Below are 18202 nucleotides of genomic sequence, written 5' to 3' on the forward strand. Positions count from 1 at the left end.
TGAATTGATTACCAATTTAGTATTTTAATTTTTTATAAACAAACGATTAATTAAGATTCAAAAAAAATCCCAACCTGAATTAAGTTGGGATTTCAATTTATAAATAATTATGTTTTAATACAAACTTGGAAATTTCGAAGGATTTACCTCATTCATCATTCCATATACTTTTTCGAATATATCTTCTGCAGAAGGTTTAGAAAAATAATCTCCGTCCGTTCCGTAAGCAGGTCTGTGCGCTTTTGCAGTCAAAGTCTGAGGTTTGCTGTCTAAATAAGTATAGGCATCTTGTTGTTCTATAATTTGTTGTAAAATATATGCCGAAGCACCTCCAGGAACATCTTCGTCAATTACTAAGAGACGATTCGTTTTGGCAATACTTTTTACCACATCTTGATTAATATCAAATGGTAATAATGATTGTAAATCGATTACCTCGCAATCTATGCCAACTTCAAGAAGCTCTTTGGCAGCTTGCTGCACTAATCTTAAAGTAGATCCATAAGAAACTAATGTAATGTCAGTACCTTCTTTCAATGTTTCCACAACGCCAATTGGTGTTTTGAATTCGCCGTAATTCAAAGGCATTTTTTCTTTTAATCGGTAACCATTCAAACATTCAATCACTAAAGCAGGTTCATCACATTCCAATAAACTGTTATAAAAACTGGCTGCTTGTGTCATATTTCTTGGAACCAAAACGTGAATTCCTCTTATGGCATTTATTATCATTCCCATAGGAGAGCCAGAATGCCAGATTCCTTCTAATCGATGACCGCGTGTTCGTATAATTAAAGGGGCTTTTTGTTTGCCTACCGTACGGTATCTTAATGTTGCTAAATCATCACTCATGATTTGGATAGCGTACAACAAATAATCTAAATATTGAATCTCGGCAATAGGGCGTAAGCCTCTTAAAGCCATTCCTATCCCTTGACCAATTATGGTTGCTTCACGAATCCCGACATCGGCTACACGAAGTTCTCCGTATTTTTCCTGCATTCCTTCTAAACCTTGATTTACATCACCAATATTTCCAGCATCTTCACCAAAAATTAGTGTTTCAGGATATTTTGTAAAAATAGCATCAAAGTTATCACGCAAAATCATGCGACCGTCCGTATCTTCTTTTGCATTTTCAGAATATTCAGGTAAAACTTTTTCTGCTGAGAAGACATTTAAATCTGTTTCAGAAAATAAGTTGCTACTGAATTTTTGTTGGGTTCTATTGGTGTACGAGGTGATCCAAAGTGACAATTCCTCTTTACCTTTTTCGTTCATTGCTAAACGCAATACTTTTCGGGCAGTTACAAGAATCTCTTTTTTCAAAGGTGATTTTATACTGTTTAAATCCGTAATCAGTTTTAGTATTCTTTCTTTGTTTTTACTTGTTTCTGCTATTTTTTGTAATAAGGAAACTAGCTCTTTTTGTTCTTCAATTATAGGTTCAATGAAAGCATTCCAAGCTGCTTTTTTAGCTTCAAAAACGTCTTTTTTAGCTTGTGAATCAATTGCTTCAATTTCTTCTGGAGAAGCAACATTGATGGCAATCATCCAGAGTTTCATTTGACGAAGACAATCAAAGTCTTTTTCCCATGCTAATCGATTCGCGTCTTTATATCTCTCATGAGATCCTGAACTGGAATGTCCTTGTGGTTGCGTTAATTCGTTTACATGAATTAATACTGGAATGTGTTTTTCACGAGCTATATTTGCCGCTTTTTCATAAGTAGCAATTAATTCAGCATAATCCCAACCTTTTACTTTTAATATTTCAAAACCGTTGGTATTATTCTCTCGTTGGTATCCTTTTAATATTTCAGAAATACTTTCTTTAGTGGTTTGATGTCTTGCATGTACTGAAATGCCATATTCATCATCCCAAACACTCATAACCATAGGTACTTGTAAAACACCAGCTGCATTTATAGTCTCAAAAAATAACCCTTCTGATGTACTTGCATTTCCTATTGTTCCCCAAGCTATTTCATTACCCTCAACAGAAAAATTTGCTGCATTGGTAATTCCTGAAACTTGCCGGTATATTTTTGATGCTTGCGCTAATCCTAGTAATCTAGGCATTTGCGCTGCAGTAGGAGAAATATCTGCGCTTGAATTTTTTTGTTTAGTTAAATCTTTCCATGATCCGTCTTCATTCAAACTATGTGTTGTAAAATGGCCTCCCATTTGTCTTCCTGCAGACATCGGTTCTTGTTCAATATCAGTATGGCCATATAAACCGGCAAAAAACTGTTGCATGGTTAATTCACCTATTGCCATCATAAAAGTTTGGTCGCGATAGTATCCGGAACGGAAATCTCCATTCTTGAATGCTTTTGCCATAGCTAATTGTGGTACTTCTTTACCATCCCCAAATATTCCAAATTTAGCCTTTCCAGTCAATACTTCTTTACGTCCTAGCAGGCTGCATTCTCTGCTTATAGTAGCTATTTTGTAGTCACTTAATACTTCAGTTTTGAAATCTTCAAATGTCAGGGTAGTATTATTTTTTTCTTTTATCATAATTGAAAAGTATAACTTTGTGCTGCAAATTTAATTAAAAACTAGCTATTTTCATAATTCATTAAAAAAAATATAATTTAATTATTAGTAGTCAATTTCTAATTAGTATGTGTATTTTTTAATTATATGTATCTAAAAAGCTATTTTTTGATGAATAATGTAATAAATAGTGATTTTTATCTTTAATTAGAACCATTTTCGATTAAAAAGATTGATTAATGTTTTTGGAGAGAATGTAACCACAAATCGTATTTTTTCGTTGTAATTATTTTGCCCAATTTCCCATCCATTGTTGGAATAAATTGGAAAATACAATTCGAAATAGTCCGTTACCAGATTCAGACGAATTCCACTATCGTATACGAATTTCTCATTTTGGTTTCTGTTTTTAATAAGACCAATGTCGCCATATACTTCCATCCAATTCCAAATATTGAAACTTCCGTTCAAAGTAGTAATCCATTGATTAGCAAAAGGAGTGTCTAATTTTGATTTAAAACCACCTTCAGCCAATATAAATTGTTGGCTGAAAAAACCACTATTTTCAGATCGACCATAATAATTGTAATCAAAGAGATAATCAGTAGGTCTGTCTAATGCAAAACTAAAAAAGTCTGAAGCGGTTCTATTGTATAGAAAACTACCGGCATAGAGGCGTAAATTAATTTGAAAATTGTTTTCAAATAATTTTCGATATTCAAATTCAGTGGCTACTTTTCCAAATTTACTTGATATCTGTAAATCAGAGGTAAAGTTAAAATGATTGGTTACTTCGGTTCTTGTGTTGATGTATTTTGCGTCAAAAACGGAGTAATTCTCCGTTGAATTGTCAATCACTAAAGCACTTTTCTCTCTGTTTACTAATACTTGGCGAAATAGTATTAACTGTTTTCTATTATCCCTAAAGTTCTCTTCTCTGATTCGTAATTGCACCGATGGATTTATCTTCAGGTAAGCTGCATCCGGAGCATAATGAAAATAAGAACCCGAAACCGAATATCTTACGTTGTAAAGTGTACTGTTTCTGTAATTTTGATTTACGACCAATGCCGCTGAACCTGTCAAATTATTTGTTTTTGAGGAATAAGCCGGATTGATATCGAATATAAAAGGTTTGTCTAAAATAGTTTTGTTATGTAATCGCAATCCCGGTGAAAAACCATCATATAAGTTATACGTTAGTGTGGGTACATATAAAATCTGATTGTAATACGGATCTTCTAAATCCTTCATAAAATTAAATTTTATAGGTCGATTGGTTGGATAAAAACCTTTCAATGATTTCCAATTGTTTCTTAAATTGTATTCTGGAACTTCATTACTGTAATTTAAAACGATTTTATCGGCATTTTTTCTTTCAATGGTAAAAGTGCTGTCCGTTTCATTGGCATCAAGCCATTTTTTAAAAACAATTTCTCCTTTTTTTACACCATAAACTGGAACAGGAACTGAAACATTGGTTTTGTTTTTTACTGAAAAAGTAATACTGTCTTTCGTTTTTGAGACATCAGTAAATTTATAATCTATGATTTCACGAGAACCAATTATGGTTTTAAAAAACCAGTTAATATCTTTATCAGCATTGGATTTTAGTATCCTTTCAAAATCAGTTCTCGAAACTTGTTTTTCCTTGTTTTCAACGTAGAATTGACGAATGCTATTGTTTACTTCATCATGCTCTAGATAATCGTCCAGATATCTAAAACTCAATCCGGCACGGTATTTACTGGCAATTTGTTCGTTGAATTTTATCAAACTATTTTTTGGATTTCCAAGTGGCTGATCTAAATTTTTTCGAGCCATAAGCATATAAAAATAGCTGTATTGCTCATTAAAACTTAAGTTGGTCAAGTTGTAGCTTTTTAATAATCGAAGTTTAGAAACACTTCCAAACATCTTCGTGTCTGGATGATTTTCATCAATATATTTCATCATGGTATAAACCTGGATTCCATCATAAATCCAGTTATCTTTCCTTGGATCTAAACGCAAACTATTCTTTAAATAGGAATTCAAATAGGTTTTCAAAAATTTAATCTCAAATATAAATTCATCTGTGAATGGACTTAAAAAAGAAGGCAATTGGTTCAATCCATAAAAAGGATTTCTCTCATAATCAGTTTGGGAAACTATTATTTTTTCATGTGGATATTTTCCAACAAGCGTATTTACATAATCCATAACACGATCAACAATAACTGCTTTTTGAATATCACTTATTTTATTTTCTTTCAAATTAGTCAGTACTTCATTGTTATTCTTTTTGAAGCTGATGAAACTTGTTTTGGGTTCTACAAAAAGACTAAAATCAGTTCGGTTGTTTCCAGATAATTTATAGTTTAAAAAACTTTCGTTCTTATTTAGTAAACTACTATTTAAATCAGAAGTAACTTCTAAACCTACAGGTATTTTCAAAGTAATATCATAACTAGAAACCCCATTGGCAATATCATCTAAATTGTTGTTGCTGTTTCGAACGAAATCATGGTTTTCATACCGGGCAGGAGTAAGAAACCAGTTTTTAAGGTTCATTTCGCCTTTATCATTAAACCCGTATTTAGTGAATTTATCACTTGGTATTTTTGTGATATAAGTGAGATGTAAAGTAGTTTTTTGATTTGGAAGTAGTTTTTGTCTTAGTTTAACTTCAATATAATCTGGATTTTTCTCTGTCCTTTCCCATGAAGCAAATAATAGATTGGTATCAATAATGGTTAAATTGTTAGTGCTTCCACGTTCTTCTATTTTAGCCAAATGAAAACCTCTGTAAAATTCATCCGAAAAACGTTTCGCCAAAGGAGTGTTTTTATCAGAATACGCATTATTCCAATCATTCAACACAATTGAAGTTAATGTGTCATTCGATTGATTGAAAAAAGTGATTTCTTGCTGAATATTCAATGTTTTGTTCTCGGCATTCAACTCAACAATCATTTTAGAATGGTGTTGCGCGTATTGTTTTACTGATGCCAATAAAACAAGAAGATAGACCGTGATTTTAAAGATTAATTTCAACTGTTTTCTTTAGAATTTAATAAAAAATAAATATACTTTTTTTTAGATAAAAACAGTAAGAAAACTAACAAATTAACATAAAAAAAGCTGTTGTTTAGACAGCTTTTCAATTAAAAATTAGGAGTTAAATCGTATTTTTTATAGAATTTATCCAAGACATCAACCACTTCATCTTCGGTATCTACAATTTTAAATAAATTCATATCTTCGGCACTTACCGTATGTTCTTTTTCTATTAAAACCGTTTTTATCCAATCAATCAATCCCGCCCAAAAGCTGGTACCAACTAATATTATTGGAAATTTTGCAATCTTTTTCGTCTGAATTAAAGTCATCGCTTCAAATAATTCATCCATAGTTCCAAAACCTCCCGGCATCACCACAAAACCTTGGGAATATTTTACAAACATCACTTTTCGAACAAAGAAATAATCAAAATTCAAGTTCTTATCCCCATCAATATAAGGATTATAATGTTGTTCAAAAGGCAATACTATATTCAATCCCACCGAGGTTCCTCCGCCCAGATGTGCGCCTTTATTTCCCGCTTCCATAATTCCTGGACCACCGCCAGTAATAACACCATAACCGGCTTTACTTATTTTATAGGCAATTTTTTCAGCAAGTAAATAATATTTATCTTCCGGTTTTGTTCTCGCTGAACCAAAAATAGTCACACAGGGACCAATGCGTCCCATGCTTTCATATCCGTTAACAAATTCGGCCATGATTTTAAAAATCGCCCAACTGTCATTGGTTCTTATTTCATTCCAGGTTTTTCTTTTCAGTCTGTCTTGGATTACTTTATCCTCGTCATTGTCAAAATCTTCTAATCTCATATGCTATATTTTAAATCTTATTTTTTGAAGCTATTTCCTGCTGTCCACTATATCTTTTACTTGCTAAAAAAGCAAGTAAAAGGATGCCGTTTCCATCAGGGCTAGGGCTCCCAAATACTAAAGTAACTCTTTTTTCAAAAACTGCGCCGTATAACTCTTCTTAATTTTTATAATTTCTTCCGGAGTTCCTTTACCTACAATTATTCTGTCTGCTTTTCCCCTCATTTGGAGGGGTGCCCGGAGGGCGGGGTGGTTTTATTGTCGAAATTTCAGATATTAGTAGCTTTATTTCCAAATTCTACAACAATATATTTCTCAAGTTCCATCATCACATTATTCAAATCATGTTTTACCCTTAAATCCGAAATTTTATAAACCTTTAATCCTAATGAAATGAGATAATCTTCTCTTTTTTGATCGTACTCCTCTTTGTTATCATGGCTTGAACCGTCAATTTCGATTACCAATCCTAAAGTTTTTACATAAAAATCTACGATATAATTACCTATAATTCTTTGTCTGTCAAAATCTATTTTCCAAAATATTCCTTTATGGACTTGTAACCAAAAAATGACTTCTGATAGCACACCTGCTTTGCGCAATACTCGTGATCTAGCTTTTAGTTTTATGTTGTAGGGTAAGTTTTCGATGAAATTTCTATAAATAGGGTAGGTGTTTATATAAGCGGTTATTTCTCTATTGTTTTCCATAAATCCTTGTTTTATTCCCCTCCTTTGGAGGGGTGCCATATATGGGGCGGGGTGGTTTTTAAGTGAAATTACAGAAAAACAGTAAAAATAACAAAAAAACCACCCCGCCCTCCGGGCACCCCTCCAGAGGAGGGGAATTTAAGCCAACTCTTTTTTCAAAAACTGCGCAGTATAGCTCTTCTTAATTTTTATAATTTCTTCAGGTGTTCCTTTGGCAATGAGTTGTCCGCCGCCTTTTCCTCCTTCAGGACCAATATCTATAATATAATCGGCTAGTTTTATCACGTCCATATTGTGCTCGATAATCAATATCGTATTTCCTTTATCAACCAGTTTATTGATTACCTCCATCAATACTCTGATATCTTCAAAATGCAAGCCTGTTGTGGGTTCGTCCAGAATATAGAAGGTATTTCCGGTATCTTTTTTTGATAATTCTCCCGCCAGTTTGATACGTTGTGCTTCACCGCCGGAAAGCGTTGTGCTTTGTTGGCCAAGCGTAATATATCCCAAACCAACATCCTGAATCGTTTTTACTTTTCTATAAATCTTCGGAATCATTTCAAAAAACGGAACCGCTTCATCAACCGTCATATTCAACACATCCGAAATGGATTTTCCTTTGAATCGAATCTCCAATGTTTCCCTGTTAAAACGTTTTCCTTGGCAAGTTTCACATTCTACATAAACATCGGGTAAAAAGTTCATTTCAATCGTTCGCACACCAGAACCTTCGCAAGTTTCACAGCGTCCGCCTTTCACATTAAAACTAAATCGACCCGCTTTATATCCCCGAATCATACTCTCAGAAGTCATTGTAAACAGATTCCTGATTTCAGTAAAAACTTCGGTGTAGGTTGCCGGATTACTTCTTGGCGTTCTGCCAATCGGACTTTGGTCAATATCAATCACTTTATCAATATGTTCCAATCCCTCAATTTTTTTATAAGGCTGTGGTTTTTTGACTCCATTGAAATAATACGCATTCAAAATAGGGTAGAGCGTCTCATTGATCAAAGTTGATTTGCCACTTCCCGAAACTCCAGTCACGCAAATCATTTTACCTAAAGGCAATTCTATCGAAACATTTTTCAGGTTGTTTCCTGTTGCTCCGGTCAGTTTTAGGAATTTTCCATTTCCCTCTCGACGTTTTGCAGGAACTTCAATTTTCATCTCTCCATTCATATACATCGCCGTTATGGTATGATGTCTCAAGATTTCGGCAGGTGTTCCTTTACTGATAATTTCTCCGCCATATTTCCCTGCTTTGGGTCCAATATCAATCACATAATCAGCACGTTCAATCATGTCTTTATCGTGTTCCACCACAATTACGGAGTTTCCAATATCTCGTAATTGTTCCAGAGAATGAATCAATTTATCATTGTCTCTTTGGTGCAAACCAATACTCGGCTCATCCAGAATATACAAAACACCCACCAACTGCGAACCGATTTGTGTTGCCAAACGAATCCGTTGTGCTTCACCACCTGAAAGTGATTTTGAACTTCGGCTTAAAGCCAAATAATCCAAACCTACATTCATTAAAAAGTTCAATCTGTCCTTAATCTCTTTGATTACTTCAGTGGCGATAATCTTTTGCTTATCAGATAAATGATTTTCTAAATCAAGAAACCAAGCTGTCAAATCCGAAATGTCCATATCACACAATTCGGTAATATTTTTTTCATTGATTTTAAAGAACATCGCTTCTTTTTTCAAACGGGAACCTTCGCAAACAGGACATTTTATTTCGTCCATAAATTCCTTTGCCCAACGTTTTATGGATGTTGAACCGCTTTCGTCATGCTGGTTTTTTATGAAATGTGAAATCCCTTCAAAATCAATTTTGTATTCTCTGGCAACGCCTAAATCTTTGGAGTTGATAGTGAATTTTTCTTTTCCACCATTCAGAATCATTTCCATTGCTTCCTCCGGAATAGTTTCTACAGTATCTGTCAATTTGAAACCGTATTTTTCTCCTATGATTTCCAATTGCTTAAAAATCCAAGAGGATTTGTATTCTCCCAAAGGAGCAAAACCGCCATTTTTTATAGATAATTTCGGGTTTGGAATAATCTTTTTTGTATTGATTTCATTCACTGTTCCTAGACCGTTGCAATGATCACAAGCACCTTTTGGTGAGTTGAACGAAAACAAATTCGGTTCTGGATTTTGGTAGGAGATTCCTGTTGTAGGACACATCAAATTTCTACTGAAAAACCGTACTTCATTAGAATCTTGGTCTAAAACCATCAATACATTCTCCCCGTGATGCATTGCCGTGTTGATGCTTTCGGTCAAACGTTTTTCATTTTCTGGAGTATCGTCAATAACCATTCGATCCACAACAATTTCGATATCGTGTGTTTTATAACGGTCTAATTTCATTCCTAAAGTAATATCCAATATATCACCATTTACGCGAACTTTAAGAAAACCTTGCTTGGCAATTTGTTGAAAAAGCTCGGCGTAATGTCCTTTTCGAGCACGAATAACCGGAGCCAAAATATTGATGCGTTTTTCTTTAAAATCATGAATGATCAAATCTTTGATTTGTTCATCATTATAACTAACCATTTTTTCTCCTGTATTATAGCTGTAGGCGTCAGCACCACGAGCATAAAGCAAGCGCAGGAAATCATAAATTTCAGTAATTGTTCCCACAGTTGAACGTGGACTTTTACTGGTCGTTTTTTGTTCAATAGCAATTACTGGAGAAAGTCCGTCGATTTTATCAACATCGGGACGCTCCAAACCGCCCAGGAACTGTCTCGCATAAGCAGAAAAAGTTTCTACATAACGGCGTTGCCCTTCGGCATAAATGGTATCGAAAGCTAAGGAGGATTTCCCAGAACCCGAAAGACCAGTAATTACGACTAGTTTTTCACGAGGAATGGAAATATCTATATTTTTAAGATTGTGAACGCGAGCGCCTTGAACTTCAATGGTATTGTCTTTGTCTAACATAATTTTTGCAAAAAAGCAAAGTTACCATTTTGATTTATTCTTTCGATAGAACAGTTTAGAAGTTTATGTTAAAAAGAAATATTAAAAAATGGTAACGTAGTATATATTAGTAAAGTTCAGCGTATATTTTGATACGCGAATAACTATTCTAATCTATAAATTTCAATTTTATCTTTGACCAACCTTTTCTCTAACCATAGTGATAATTTTTCCTTTGAGAGATTAGAAAGGTTTGTTTTACTTTGGTAAACTAATACGGGATATACTTTTAAACTATCTGTATTTTCATAAAATTTATGATTAGAAATAGATAAGTTATTGATTTCTGGAAATAAAATTTTCACTTCTGCTAATATTGCTTTATTATCATAGTGATTTGATTTGACTTCATTTTCTAGATTGGCAATTGTAATGTATTTTTTATTTAAATTGGATTTTCCAGAATTAATTTCATTCAAAATGTATTTTTTAATATCGGTGGTGTCTTGTTTGATATTTAATTCAGTATTATATATTTTATAATTATTAAGTGTATGTTTAAGTGATTTGATTTCTTGGTCGCTAAATTTTTTGGTTAAAAAAGCAAGTTCAATTTTTTTTGGATTTGAATTAAATCTAATTTTTTTATAAAGTATTGTATATCCTTTGTTTATGAATTCTTTTTCAATGAAAACTTCAATTTTTTGATTGTATTTTTTTTCGTCAATTAGTTTATAAGCAAAATAAATACTGGGCAACATTAGTGTTAAAATTAAAGTTGTTATAATATATTTTACTTGTTTTTGACGTTTTGCATCTACTTGTTGCAATGCAGGATATTTTAATAGTTTGACAATTAGTAAAGTTGATATGCAAATAAAAACGCAATTGATGGTATATAAAAAAAGGGCTCCTAAAAAGTATTTTATATTTCCGATAGCCAATCCGTATCCAGCTGTACATAATGGAGGCATTAATGCTGTAGCAATTGCTACTCCGGGAATTGGATTTCCCTTTTCGACTCTTGTAATGGCAATTACTCCTACAAGTCCTCCAAAAAAAGCAACTAATATATCATAGATGTTTGGAGAAGTTCTAGCTAATAGCTCTGATTGTGCTTCTTTGAATGGACTTAAAAAAAAGTAAGTTGTTGAGACTACTAAACTAACAATTGTTGCGGTTAACAGATTTTTTAATGCTTTTTTTAATAAATCAAAATCGAATATTCCTAAACTAAATCCGGCACCAACAATTGGGCCCATTAATGGCGAAATAAGCATTGCTCCAATGATTACCGCAGTTGAATTTACATTTAATCCAATGGATGCAACTACTATTGCACAAGCTAATATCCATAAAGTAGCCCCTTGAAATGTAATATTTGATTTTACATTTTCTAATACTTTGTTTTTATCTTCTTCACCAATTTGTAAGTCTATTAATTTTAATATTTTATTGATCATCGGTTTGGATTATTTCCTCAGTTAATATTGTTTTTAAACGTATAAATCCAATTGTGTCGGCAATTAATGATGAAATTAAAATAACAAATTTCGTGTTTTTTAATCTTTAAAAAATACGAAATAGAGAAGGAATAATTGTTTTGTTGATTAACACAATTAGTTAATTTTTATTATTCAATCGTCATTGATTTTAGTTTGGCTCTATAGGCTTCAAGAGCAATAGATTTTGAAATAAACCCATAATATTTCCCCTCTTTGATTACCGGTAGAAAAACAACTTTTGCATTTTCGAATTTATTCATTACAATTTCCATACTATCTTCTGGGGAAATTAGTTCTATAGGCGGAATCATAATTTCTTTTATCAACGTGTATTTTACGCGGTAAGGGTTGAAAATAATTTCTCTGATGGTATTAAAATGTACGATTCCCACTATTTTCTTTTCCTTATCTACCACAGCAAAAATAACTTGATTAGAATGTGAAATTAAATCAACTAATTTTTCCAGATTTTCATCGGGAGAAACAGTTAAATAATCGGTTTGTATAATTTTATTAATATCTAAGGTAGTCAGAATATTAGTGTCTTTATTGCTGGTGAAAACATGCCCTTTTTTGACTAAATTTTTCACGTCCATCGAGTGTTTTTCAAATCGTTTAGAAATAGCAAAACTAATAGAAGCAACAATCATTAAAGGAATCATTAAGTTGTAACCTCCAGTGATTTCTGCGATAAGGAAAATCGCAGTTAATGGTGCATGAAATAATCCACTTAATATTCCGGCCATTCCTACCATGGTAAAATTACTGATTGGTAATTTGGTCAATCCTGTTAGATTTAGAAATTTAGAAAAGAAAAAACCAATATAAGAGCCTAAAAATAGGGAAGGAGCAAAATTACCACCGTTACCACCACTTCCTAAAGTGATACCTGTCGCAAAAACTTTTAGCATCATTGTGACACCAATAAAAGCCAAGAGTATCCAATTATTATTTCTAAAATTACTAAAAAGAGTGTTTTCAAGTAATTCTCCAGGGTCATTTTCGGATAAGGTTTTAATACTTTCATATCCTTCTCCAAAAAGGGTTGGAAAAATAAATATAAGTACCGCTAAAATTGAAGCACCAAAAAGTGCTTTTTTATATGGACTTAGTTTAAGTTGCTCAAAAAAATGTTCAACGCGATTGAAATATCTAGAATAATATACTGAAATCAATCCCGTAAATAATCCTAAAAGTACATAGAAGGGGATGTTATGATAATCAAAAGTTTGTTGTTGTTTGAATGATAGTAGCACATTTTCGTCTAAAACAATAACAGAAACTAAAGCGCCTGTTGCTGCTGCGATCATAATGGGTGTAAATGCGGAAATACTGACATCAACTAATAATACTTCTATGGCAAATAATACTCCTGCTATGGGAGCATTAAAAGCGGCCGCAATTCCGGCTGCAACCCCACAACCAATGAGCAAGGTCCTGTCTTTGTAGCCTAATTTATATTTTTGTGCATAATTAGATCCAAATGCCGCACCCGTAACTACAATAGGACTTTCTAATCCTGCTGACCCTCCTAATCCAACTGTAAGAGAGCTAGTTATAATCTGCGCATACATTTGTTTTCGGGGAATTATACTTGCCTTCTTAGCAACGGCATACAAAATTTGAGAAGTTCCTTTTTCGATAGTACCACCTAGCACTCTTTTGATTACAAAAACGGTAAGTAAAATTCCAATGATAGGTAAAATACTATTGATGAAACTTAATTTTAATGTTCTATTAATATAGGTGGCAAATGAAAAAACCCAGTGTGCAAAAGATTTCAAAACGATCACTGCAAAAGCGGATGAAATACCAACTAAAATACTAGATAAGAATATAAACTGTTTTTGACTTAATATTGATTGTGACCAAGCAATTATTGTTTCTAATTTAAATATATATTTTTTGAACATTGTGTTTTTTAATAAGGATGCTAAAATACTACTATTTTAAGGGCAACAAATATTTTTTAATGCTTCTTTTGTACTTAATGGTTTTAAATTAGCTTCTAGAACAAAGTTCTTCACCGCTTCGGGATTTGTTTTTGCATATTCCCTTAATGCCCAGCCAATTGCTTTTTGAATAAAAAATTCTTTAGAATGCGCTTGTTTTAAGCATTCAGAGAATAAAAAATCAGCATTCGTTTTTTGTTTGTAATTCAATTGAAATAAAATAGCACTTCTATTCAGCCACATATTCTCTGACTTTGAAAATCGTTCAATTACATTTTTGGTTTCCAATGGAAATTCCAATAGATATTCTCCTAAAATGTATTTCGAAATGGTATCTACACTATCCCACCAAGAATTGTTACCTATCAGTTTTTCAATCAGTTGAATATCTTCTTTTTTATAATTTACCTTAAGTTCTTTTATTAAAATTTCAATGGCGCAATAATGAAATTCCCGTTCTTGTTTTGAATATAAAGCTAAAGCAATTTCTCTTGGGTTTGCTGAAACTTCTTGTTTGTTTTCTTTCCAAATTTCCTTGAAAATACGTCTTCGTTCCTCTGTTTTTATTCCAAAAAACGAAAAATTATTCTTCATGTATTTTGCCATTGCAAATGCATTCCCCTTATTCTCCTTTTGTTTAAAAGCGTTTTCTAATGCAATTATAAAGTTCATAAATTCAGATTTTCAATACATTTAAAATCCTACCGCTGTATCGTCTCCTCTATAATCAGCGCCACCTTCAAGTTTTTTATTTGGTAAAACTAAAATAGCATCAACTTTTCCTATTACTGGCGTCGTTTTTTCATTGATTTTATATCCTTTTGATTTTAAAACATCAAAGGTTTTAGTGTCGAAAGTATTAGGTTCAAAAGTGATTAAATCAGGTAGCCATTGATGGTGAAAACGTGGAGCATTTACCGCTTCTTGCATACTCAAACTATACTCGTAAACATTCAAAATCGTTTGTAATACTGATGTGATTATTGTAGAACCGCCTGGTGAACCCACAACCATAAATAATTTTCCGTTTTTCTCTACAATAGTTGGAGTCATAGAACTCAACATTCGTTTTTGTGGCGCAATACTGTTGGCTTCATTTCCTACTAATCCAAACATATTTGGTTCACCTGGTTTGGCACTGAAATCATCCATTTCATTGTTGAGAAAAAAGCCCAATGCATCACAGTAATATTTAGAACCGTAACCCGCATTTAGTGTTGTTGTGGCTGCAATAGCGTTACCAAATTGATCCACAATAGAATAATGTGTGGTTTCAGTACTTTCATTATAATTTACATTTCCTTCCTTTATATCTGATGAAAGAGTGGCTTTATCAAAATTAAAACTAGCCATTCTTTGTTGTAAATAGTCATCATTCATTAATCCCTTAAGTGGAATTTTTACAAAATCAGGGTCGCCTAGAAAATAACTTCGGTCAGCATAAGCTCTTCTTTCGGCTTCTACAATAACTTGAATAGATTCGGATGAGTTATGTCCCATTTTTGCCAAATCATATTGCGCAATCATTTTAAATATTTGAGCCAAACATATTCCGCCGCTACTAGGAGGAGGCATTGAAATAATTTTTAAATCTTTATAATCAAAAGTTAGTGGTGTTCTCCATTTGGCTTCATATTTAGCCAAATCTTCCATAGTGATAATAGCTCCTTTTTCCTGAAGGTATTGAACTAATATTTTTGCGGTTTCTCCTTTGTAAAATTCATCTCTGCCATTTTTAGAAATCCGCCTTAATGTGGCTGCCAAAGCAGGATATTTAATAGTATCATTTTCTTTAAAAACAGTCGATAGTAGGGAATTTGCTCCGTTTATTTTGACTAACTCATTTCGGTATTCGCTGAGACGTTTTTCTTGTTTATTGGTCACAATAACTCCACGTTCTGCTAATTCAATTACGGGTTTCAATATTTCTTCAATAGGTAAAGAACCTAATTTTCTATGTACTTCAAATACGCCTGCAATAGTTCCAGGTATTCCAATAGCAAGTGCTGTAGCTGTACTTTTTCCTTTAATAACATTTCCTTTATCATCAAGAAACATGTCTTTTGTTGCTGCTAATGGTGCTTTTTCGCGATAATCCAAAGTTCCGGTTTCCCCATTGGCTTTTCGATAGACCATAAAACCGCCACCTCCAATATTTCCTGCATAAGGATAGGATACGGCAAGAGCCAGTTCAGTTGCAACCATCGCATCAAAAGCATTCCCGCCTTTTTTCATGATTTCAACTCCAATTTTTGAAGCTTCTTCACGAGCAGATACCACCATTGCTTTATCAGCAACAAGTCCTGTTGGTTGAACTATAGCATTTTGGGTTTTACAACCAATAGAAAAGACACTCAATAGAATAATAATTTTTTTCATTCAAATATTTAAATTTAAAACCCAACAGCTTTGTTATCTCCTCTTTTATCTGCACCACCTTCAAGTTTTCCATTTGGTAATACTAAAACGGCATCAACTTCGCCAATGATTTCTTTGTTTTTTTCATTGATGATATATCCTTTTTTCATTAAATTATTCAATAATTCTTTATCGAATGAATTAGGTTCAAAAGTAATTTCATCAGGTAACCATTGATGATGGAAACGGGGTGCATTTACCGCTTCTTGCATGCTCATACCAAACTCATAAACATTCAATATCGTTTGTAAAACTGATGTGATTATCGTTGAACCTCCAGGTGTACCCACAACCATAAAGAGTTTTCCCTCTTTTTCTACAATCGTTGGTGACATGGAACTTAACATTCTTTTTTCGGGAGCGATGCTATTGGCTTCAGTTCCTGTAAGTCCGTATAAATTTGGAACTCCCGGCTTGGCACTAAAGTCATCCATTTGATTATTCAAAAAGAAACCCAATTCATCACAATATATTTTAGAACCATAATTATCATTTAAAGTAGTTGTTGCTGAAACGGCATTTCCGGCTGCATCGACAATAGAATAATGAGTCGTTTGTTTGCTTTCATACCCTTTGATTTCCCCATTTGCAATATCGGAGGATTTTGATGCTTTGTCGAATGAAAAATCACTCATTCTTTTTTCTAAATAAGTGGCATCTACTAATTCTTTCATAGGAAGTTTTACAAAATCAGGATCACCCAAGAAATAATTTCTGTCGGCATAGGCTCTTCGTTCAGCTTCAGTAATTACCTGAATGGTCTTTAGACTGTTGTGTCCCATTTGAGAGAGATTGAAAGGCTCAATCATTTTCATGATTTGATTCAAACATATTCCACCGCTACTTGGCGGAGACATAGAGGTTATTTTTAAATTTTTATATTGAAATGTAATGGGAGTTCTCCATTTAGCTTGGTATTTTTTCAAATCTTCCATGGTTACATTTCCACCTTTTTTATCAAGAAAAGTAACTAATTTTTGAGCAGTTTCTCCATTGTAAAATTCATCACGACCGTTTAAGGCAATTCGTTTTAATGTGGCTGCCAATGCTGGATATTTTATAGTATCATTTTCCTTGTATTCTTTCGAAAATAAACTGTTTGGACCGTTACTTTTTACAAATGAATCTCTATAAAACGATAAACTTTCGGCTTGAAATTTAGTGACTATAACGCCTCTTTCTGCCAAGGCAATTACAGGTTTCAGAATTTCACTTATTGGTAATGAACCATATTTTTTGTGTACTTCGAATATTCCTGCAATCGTACCTGGAATTCCAGAAGCCAAAGCGGTTTCTCTACTTTTACCTGCTATTACATTTCCTTTTTCATCAAGAAACATGTCTTTAGTTGCAGCCAAAGGTGCTTTTTCTCTATAATCTATTGCACCGGTTTCGCCATTGGCTTTTCTAAAAACCATAAATCCACCACCGCCAATATTTCCTGCTTGTGGATGTGAAACTGCTAGAGCGAGTTCTGTTGCTACCATTGCATCAAAGGCATTTCCACCTTTTTTCATGATTTCCATTCCAATTTGCGAAGCTTCTTCACGCGCAGAAACTACCATAGCTTTCGTGGTCACTAAACCTGTAGGTTCAACTGCTTTTTCATTCGATTTGCATCCTAAAACAGTAAAAGCAAGTAGAAACAGTATTTTTTTCATAGGGTCATTATTTTAGTATTCGAAAATAGTATTAATTCTTTAAAAAAATCGGTAAACTCGGTTTCAAATTCTGAATAAAATTCTGAAAGTTCATTTGTGGCAAATCTCATTTTAGATTCGTTTTTGGTACGATAATCCATTTGTGTCAAAATTTGATTAATTCCTTCAATAGTTTGATAACTGACTAACCAATTCTGTTTTATCATATAAGGCATCATTCCTTTAGTCCTTTCGGAAAGGAGTGCAGTATTATCCAGTAAAGATTGATAAAATCGATCTACAAATTCTTCTAATTTTTCATCAGAATATTTTGTCCAGTTTTTTGCCAAAAAATGATCGTAAAAAACATCCACAATTACACCGGCATAATGATGGTAATTTTCATGTAGTTTTTTTGTACTTTGCCTAAAAATGGGATGTGCATCAGTAAAAGTATCAATGGCACGGTGCAAAATGATTCCTTTTTTAATCTCTAATGGATAGCTTTCAAAATGTTTTCCACGGATACCATCAGCCATGAAATTACCAATTTTGATTAAATCATTGTCACCGGAAAGATAGATGTGGGCTAGGAAATTCATTCGCCTAATTTATGAATTATAAATGACTTTTGTAAACCGTCAATTATTA

At 33.1% G+C, this 18202-nt stretch carries 11 protein-coding genes; all 11 read right to left on the bottom strand.

The window, feature by feature from the left end:
• Nucleotides 1-114 precede the first annotated feature (114 nt).
• The gene (locus OA85_RS00570) at nucleotides 115-2523 is read right to left on the bottom strand and encodes a thiamine pyrophosphate-dependent enzyme (protein WP_039107368.1); all 2409 of its coding nucleotides are present in this window, start codon (nucleotides 2521-2523) and stop codon (nucleotides 115-117) included.
• Nucleotides 2524-2709: 186 nt separating this feature from the next.
• Nucleotides 2710-5457, bottom strand: a complete 2748-nt coding sequence (locus OA85_RS00575; RefSeq protein WP_039109249.1) for an aminopeptidase N — start codon at nucleotides 5455-5457, stop codon at nucleotides 2710-2712.
• Nucleotides 5458-5648: 191 nt separating this feature from the next.
• Nucleotides 5649-6377, bottom strand: a complete 729-nt coding sequence (locus OA85_RS00580) for a TIGR00730 family Rossman fold protein (RefSeq protein ID WP_039107370.1) — start codon at nucleotides 6375-6377, stop codon at nucleotides 5649-5651.
• Between the two features lie 269 nt (nucleotides 6378-6646).
• Nucleotides 6647-7087, bottom strand: coding sequence for an endonuclease domain-containing protein (locus OA85_RS00585; protein ID WP_082014132.1), 441 nt, complete (start codon nucleotides 7085-7087; stop codon nucleotides 6647-6649).
• A 138-nt stretch (nucleotides 7088-7225) separates the two neighbouring features.
• Nucleotides 7226-10057, bottom strand: a complete 2832-nt coding sequence (uvrA, locus tag OA85_RS00590) for an excinuclease ABC subunit UvrA (RefSeq protein ID WP_039107372.1) — start codon at nucleotides 10055-10057, stop codon at nucleotides 7226-7228.
• 143 nt (nucleotides 10058-10200) lie between these two features.
• Nucleotides 10201-11499, bottom strand: a complete 1299-nt coding sequence (locus tag OA85_RS00595) for a TIGR00341 family protein (protein ID WP_039107374.1) — start codon at nucleotides 11497-11499, stop codon at nucleotides 10201-10203.
• A 170-nt stretch (nucleotides 11500-11669) separates the two neighbouring features.
• The gene (locus OA85_RS00600) at nucleotides 11670-13454 is read right to left on the bottom strand and encodes a chloride channel protein (RefSeq protein ID WP_039107376.1); all 1785 of its coding nucleotides are present in this window, start codon (nucleotides 13452-13454) and stop codon (nucleotides 11670-11672) included.
• A 36-nt stretch (nucleotides 13455-13490) separates the two neighbouring features.
• Entirely contained in the window at nucleotides 13491-14165 is a 675-nt protein-coding gene (locus OA85_RS00605) for a DNA alkylation repair protein (protein ID WP_039107378.1), read from the bottom strand.
• A gap of 21 nt (nucleotides 14166-14186) precedes the next feature.
• Nucleotides 14187-15872: a gamma-glutamyltransferase gene (ggt, locus tag OA85_RS00610; protein ID WP_039107380.1), complete on the bottom strand. Its 1686-nt coding sequence runs from the start codon at nucleotides 15870-15872 to the stop codon at nucleotides 14187-14189.
• 14 nt (nucleotides 15873-15886) lie between these two features.
• Nucleotides 15887-17572: a gamma-glutamyltransferase gene (gene ggt, locus OA85_RS00615; protein WP_039107382.1), complete on the bottom strand. Its 1686-nt coding sequence runs from the start codon at nucleotides 17570-17572 to the stop codon at nucleotides 15887-15889.
• The gene (locus tag OA85_RS00620; RefSeq protein ID WP_039107384.1) at nucleotides 17569-18153 is read right to left on the bottom strand and encodes an ACP phosphodiesterase; all 585 of its coding nucleotides are present in this window, start codon (nucleotides 18151-18153) and stop codon (nucleotides 17569-17571) included. The genes ggt (OA85_RS00615) and OA85_RS00620 overlap by 4 nt, the downstream gene beginning before the upstream one ends.
• Nucleotides 18154-18202 lie beyond the last annotated feature (49 nt).

It is taken from the genome of Flavobacterium sp. AED, from assembly GCF_000812945.1.
Lineage (GTDB): Bacteria > Bacteroidota > Bacteroidia > Flavobacteriales > Flavobacteriaceae > Flavobacterium.

Coding starts and splice junctions, on each gene's coding strand:
- uvrA (WP_039107372.1), bottom strand. CDS start 10,057: ATGTTAGACAAAGACAATACCATTGAAGTTCAAGGCGCTCGCGTTCAC.
- OA85_RS00605 (WP_039107378.1), bottom strand. CDS start 14,165: ATGAACTTTATAATTGCATTAGAAAACGCTTTTAAACAAAAGGAGAAT.
- OA85_RS00595 (WP_039107374.1), bottom strand. CDS start 11,499: ATGATCAATAAAATATTAAAATTAATAGACTTACAAATTGGTGAAGAA.
- OA85_RS00570 (WP_039107368.1), bottom strand. CDS start 2,523: ATGATAAAAGAAAAAAATAATACTACCCTGACATTTGAAGATTTCAAA.
- OA85_RS00585 (WP_082014132.1), bottom strand. CDS start 7,087: ATGGAAAACAATAGAGAAATAACCGCTTATATAAACACCTACCCTATT.
- OA85_RS00575 (WP_039109249.1), bottom strand. CDS start 5,457: ATGATTGTTGAGTTGAATGCCGAGAACAAAACATTGAATATTCAGCAA.
- ggt (WP_039107380.1), bottom strand. CDS start 15,872: ATGAAAAAAATTATTATTCTATTGAGTGTCTTTTCTATTGGTTGTAAA.
- OA85_RS00580 (WP_039107370.1), bottom strand. CDS start 6,377: ATGAGATTAGAAGATTTTGACAATGACGAGGATAAAGTAATCCAAGAC.
- OA85_RS00620 (WP_039107384.1), bottom strand. CDS start 18,153: ATGAATTTCCTAGCCCACATCTATCTTTCCGGTGACAATGATTTAATC.
- ggt (WP_039107382.1), bottom strand. CDS start 17,572: ATGAAAAAAATACTGTTTCTACTTGCTTTTACTGTTTTAGGATGCAAA.
- OA85_RS00600 (WP_039107376.1), bottom strand. CDS start 13,454: ATGTTCAAAAAATATATATTTAAATTAGAAACAATAATTGCTTGGTCA.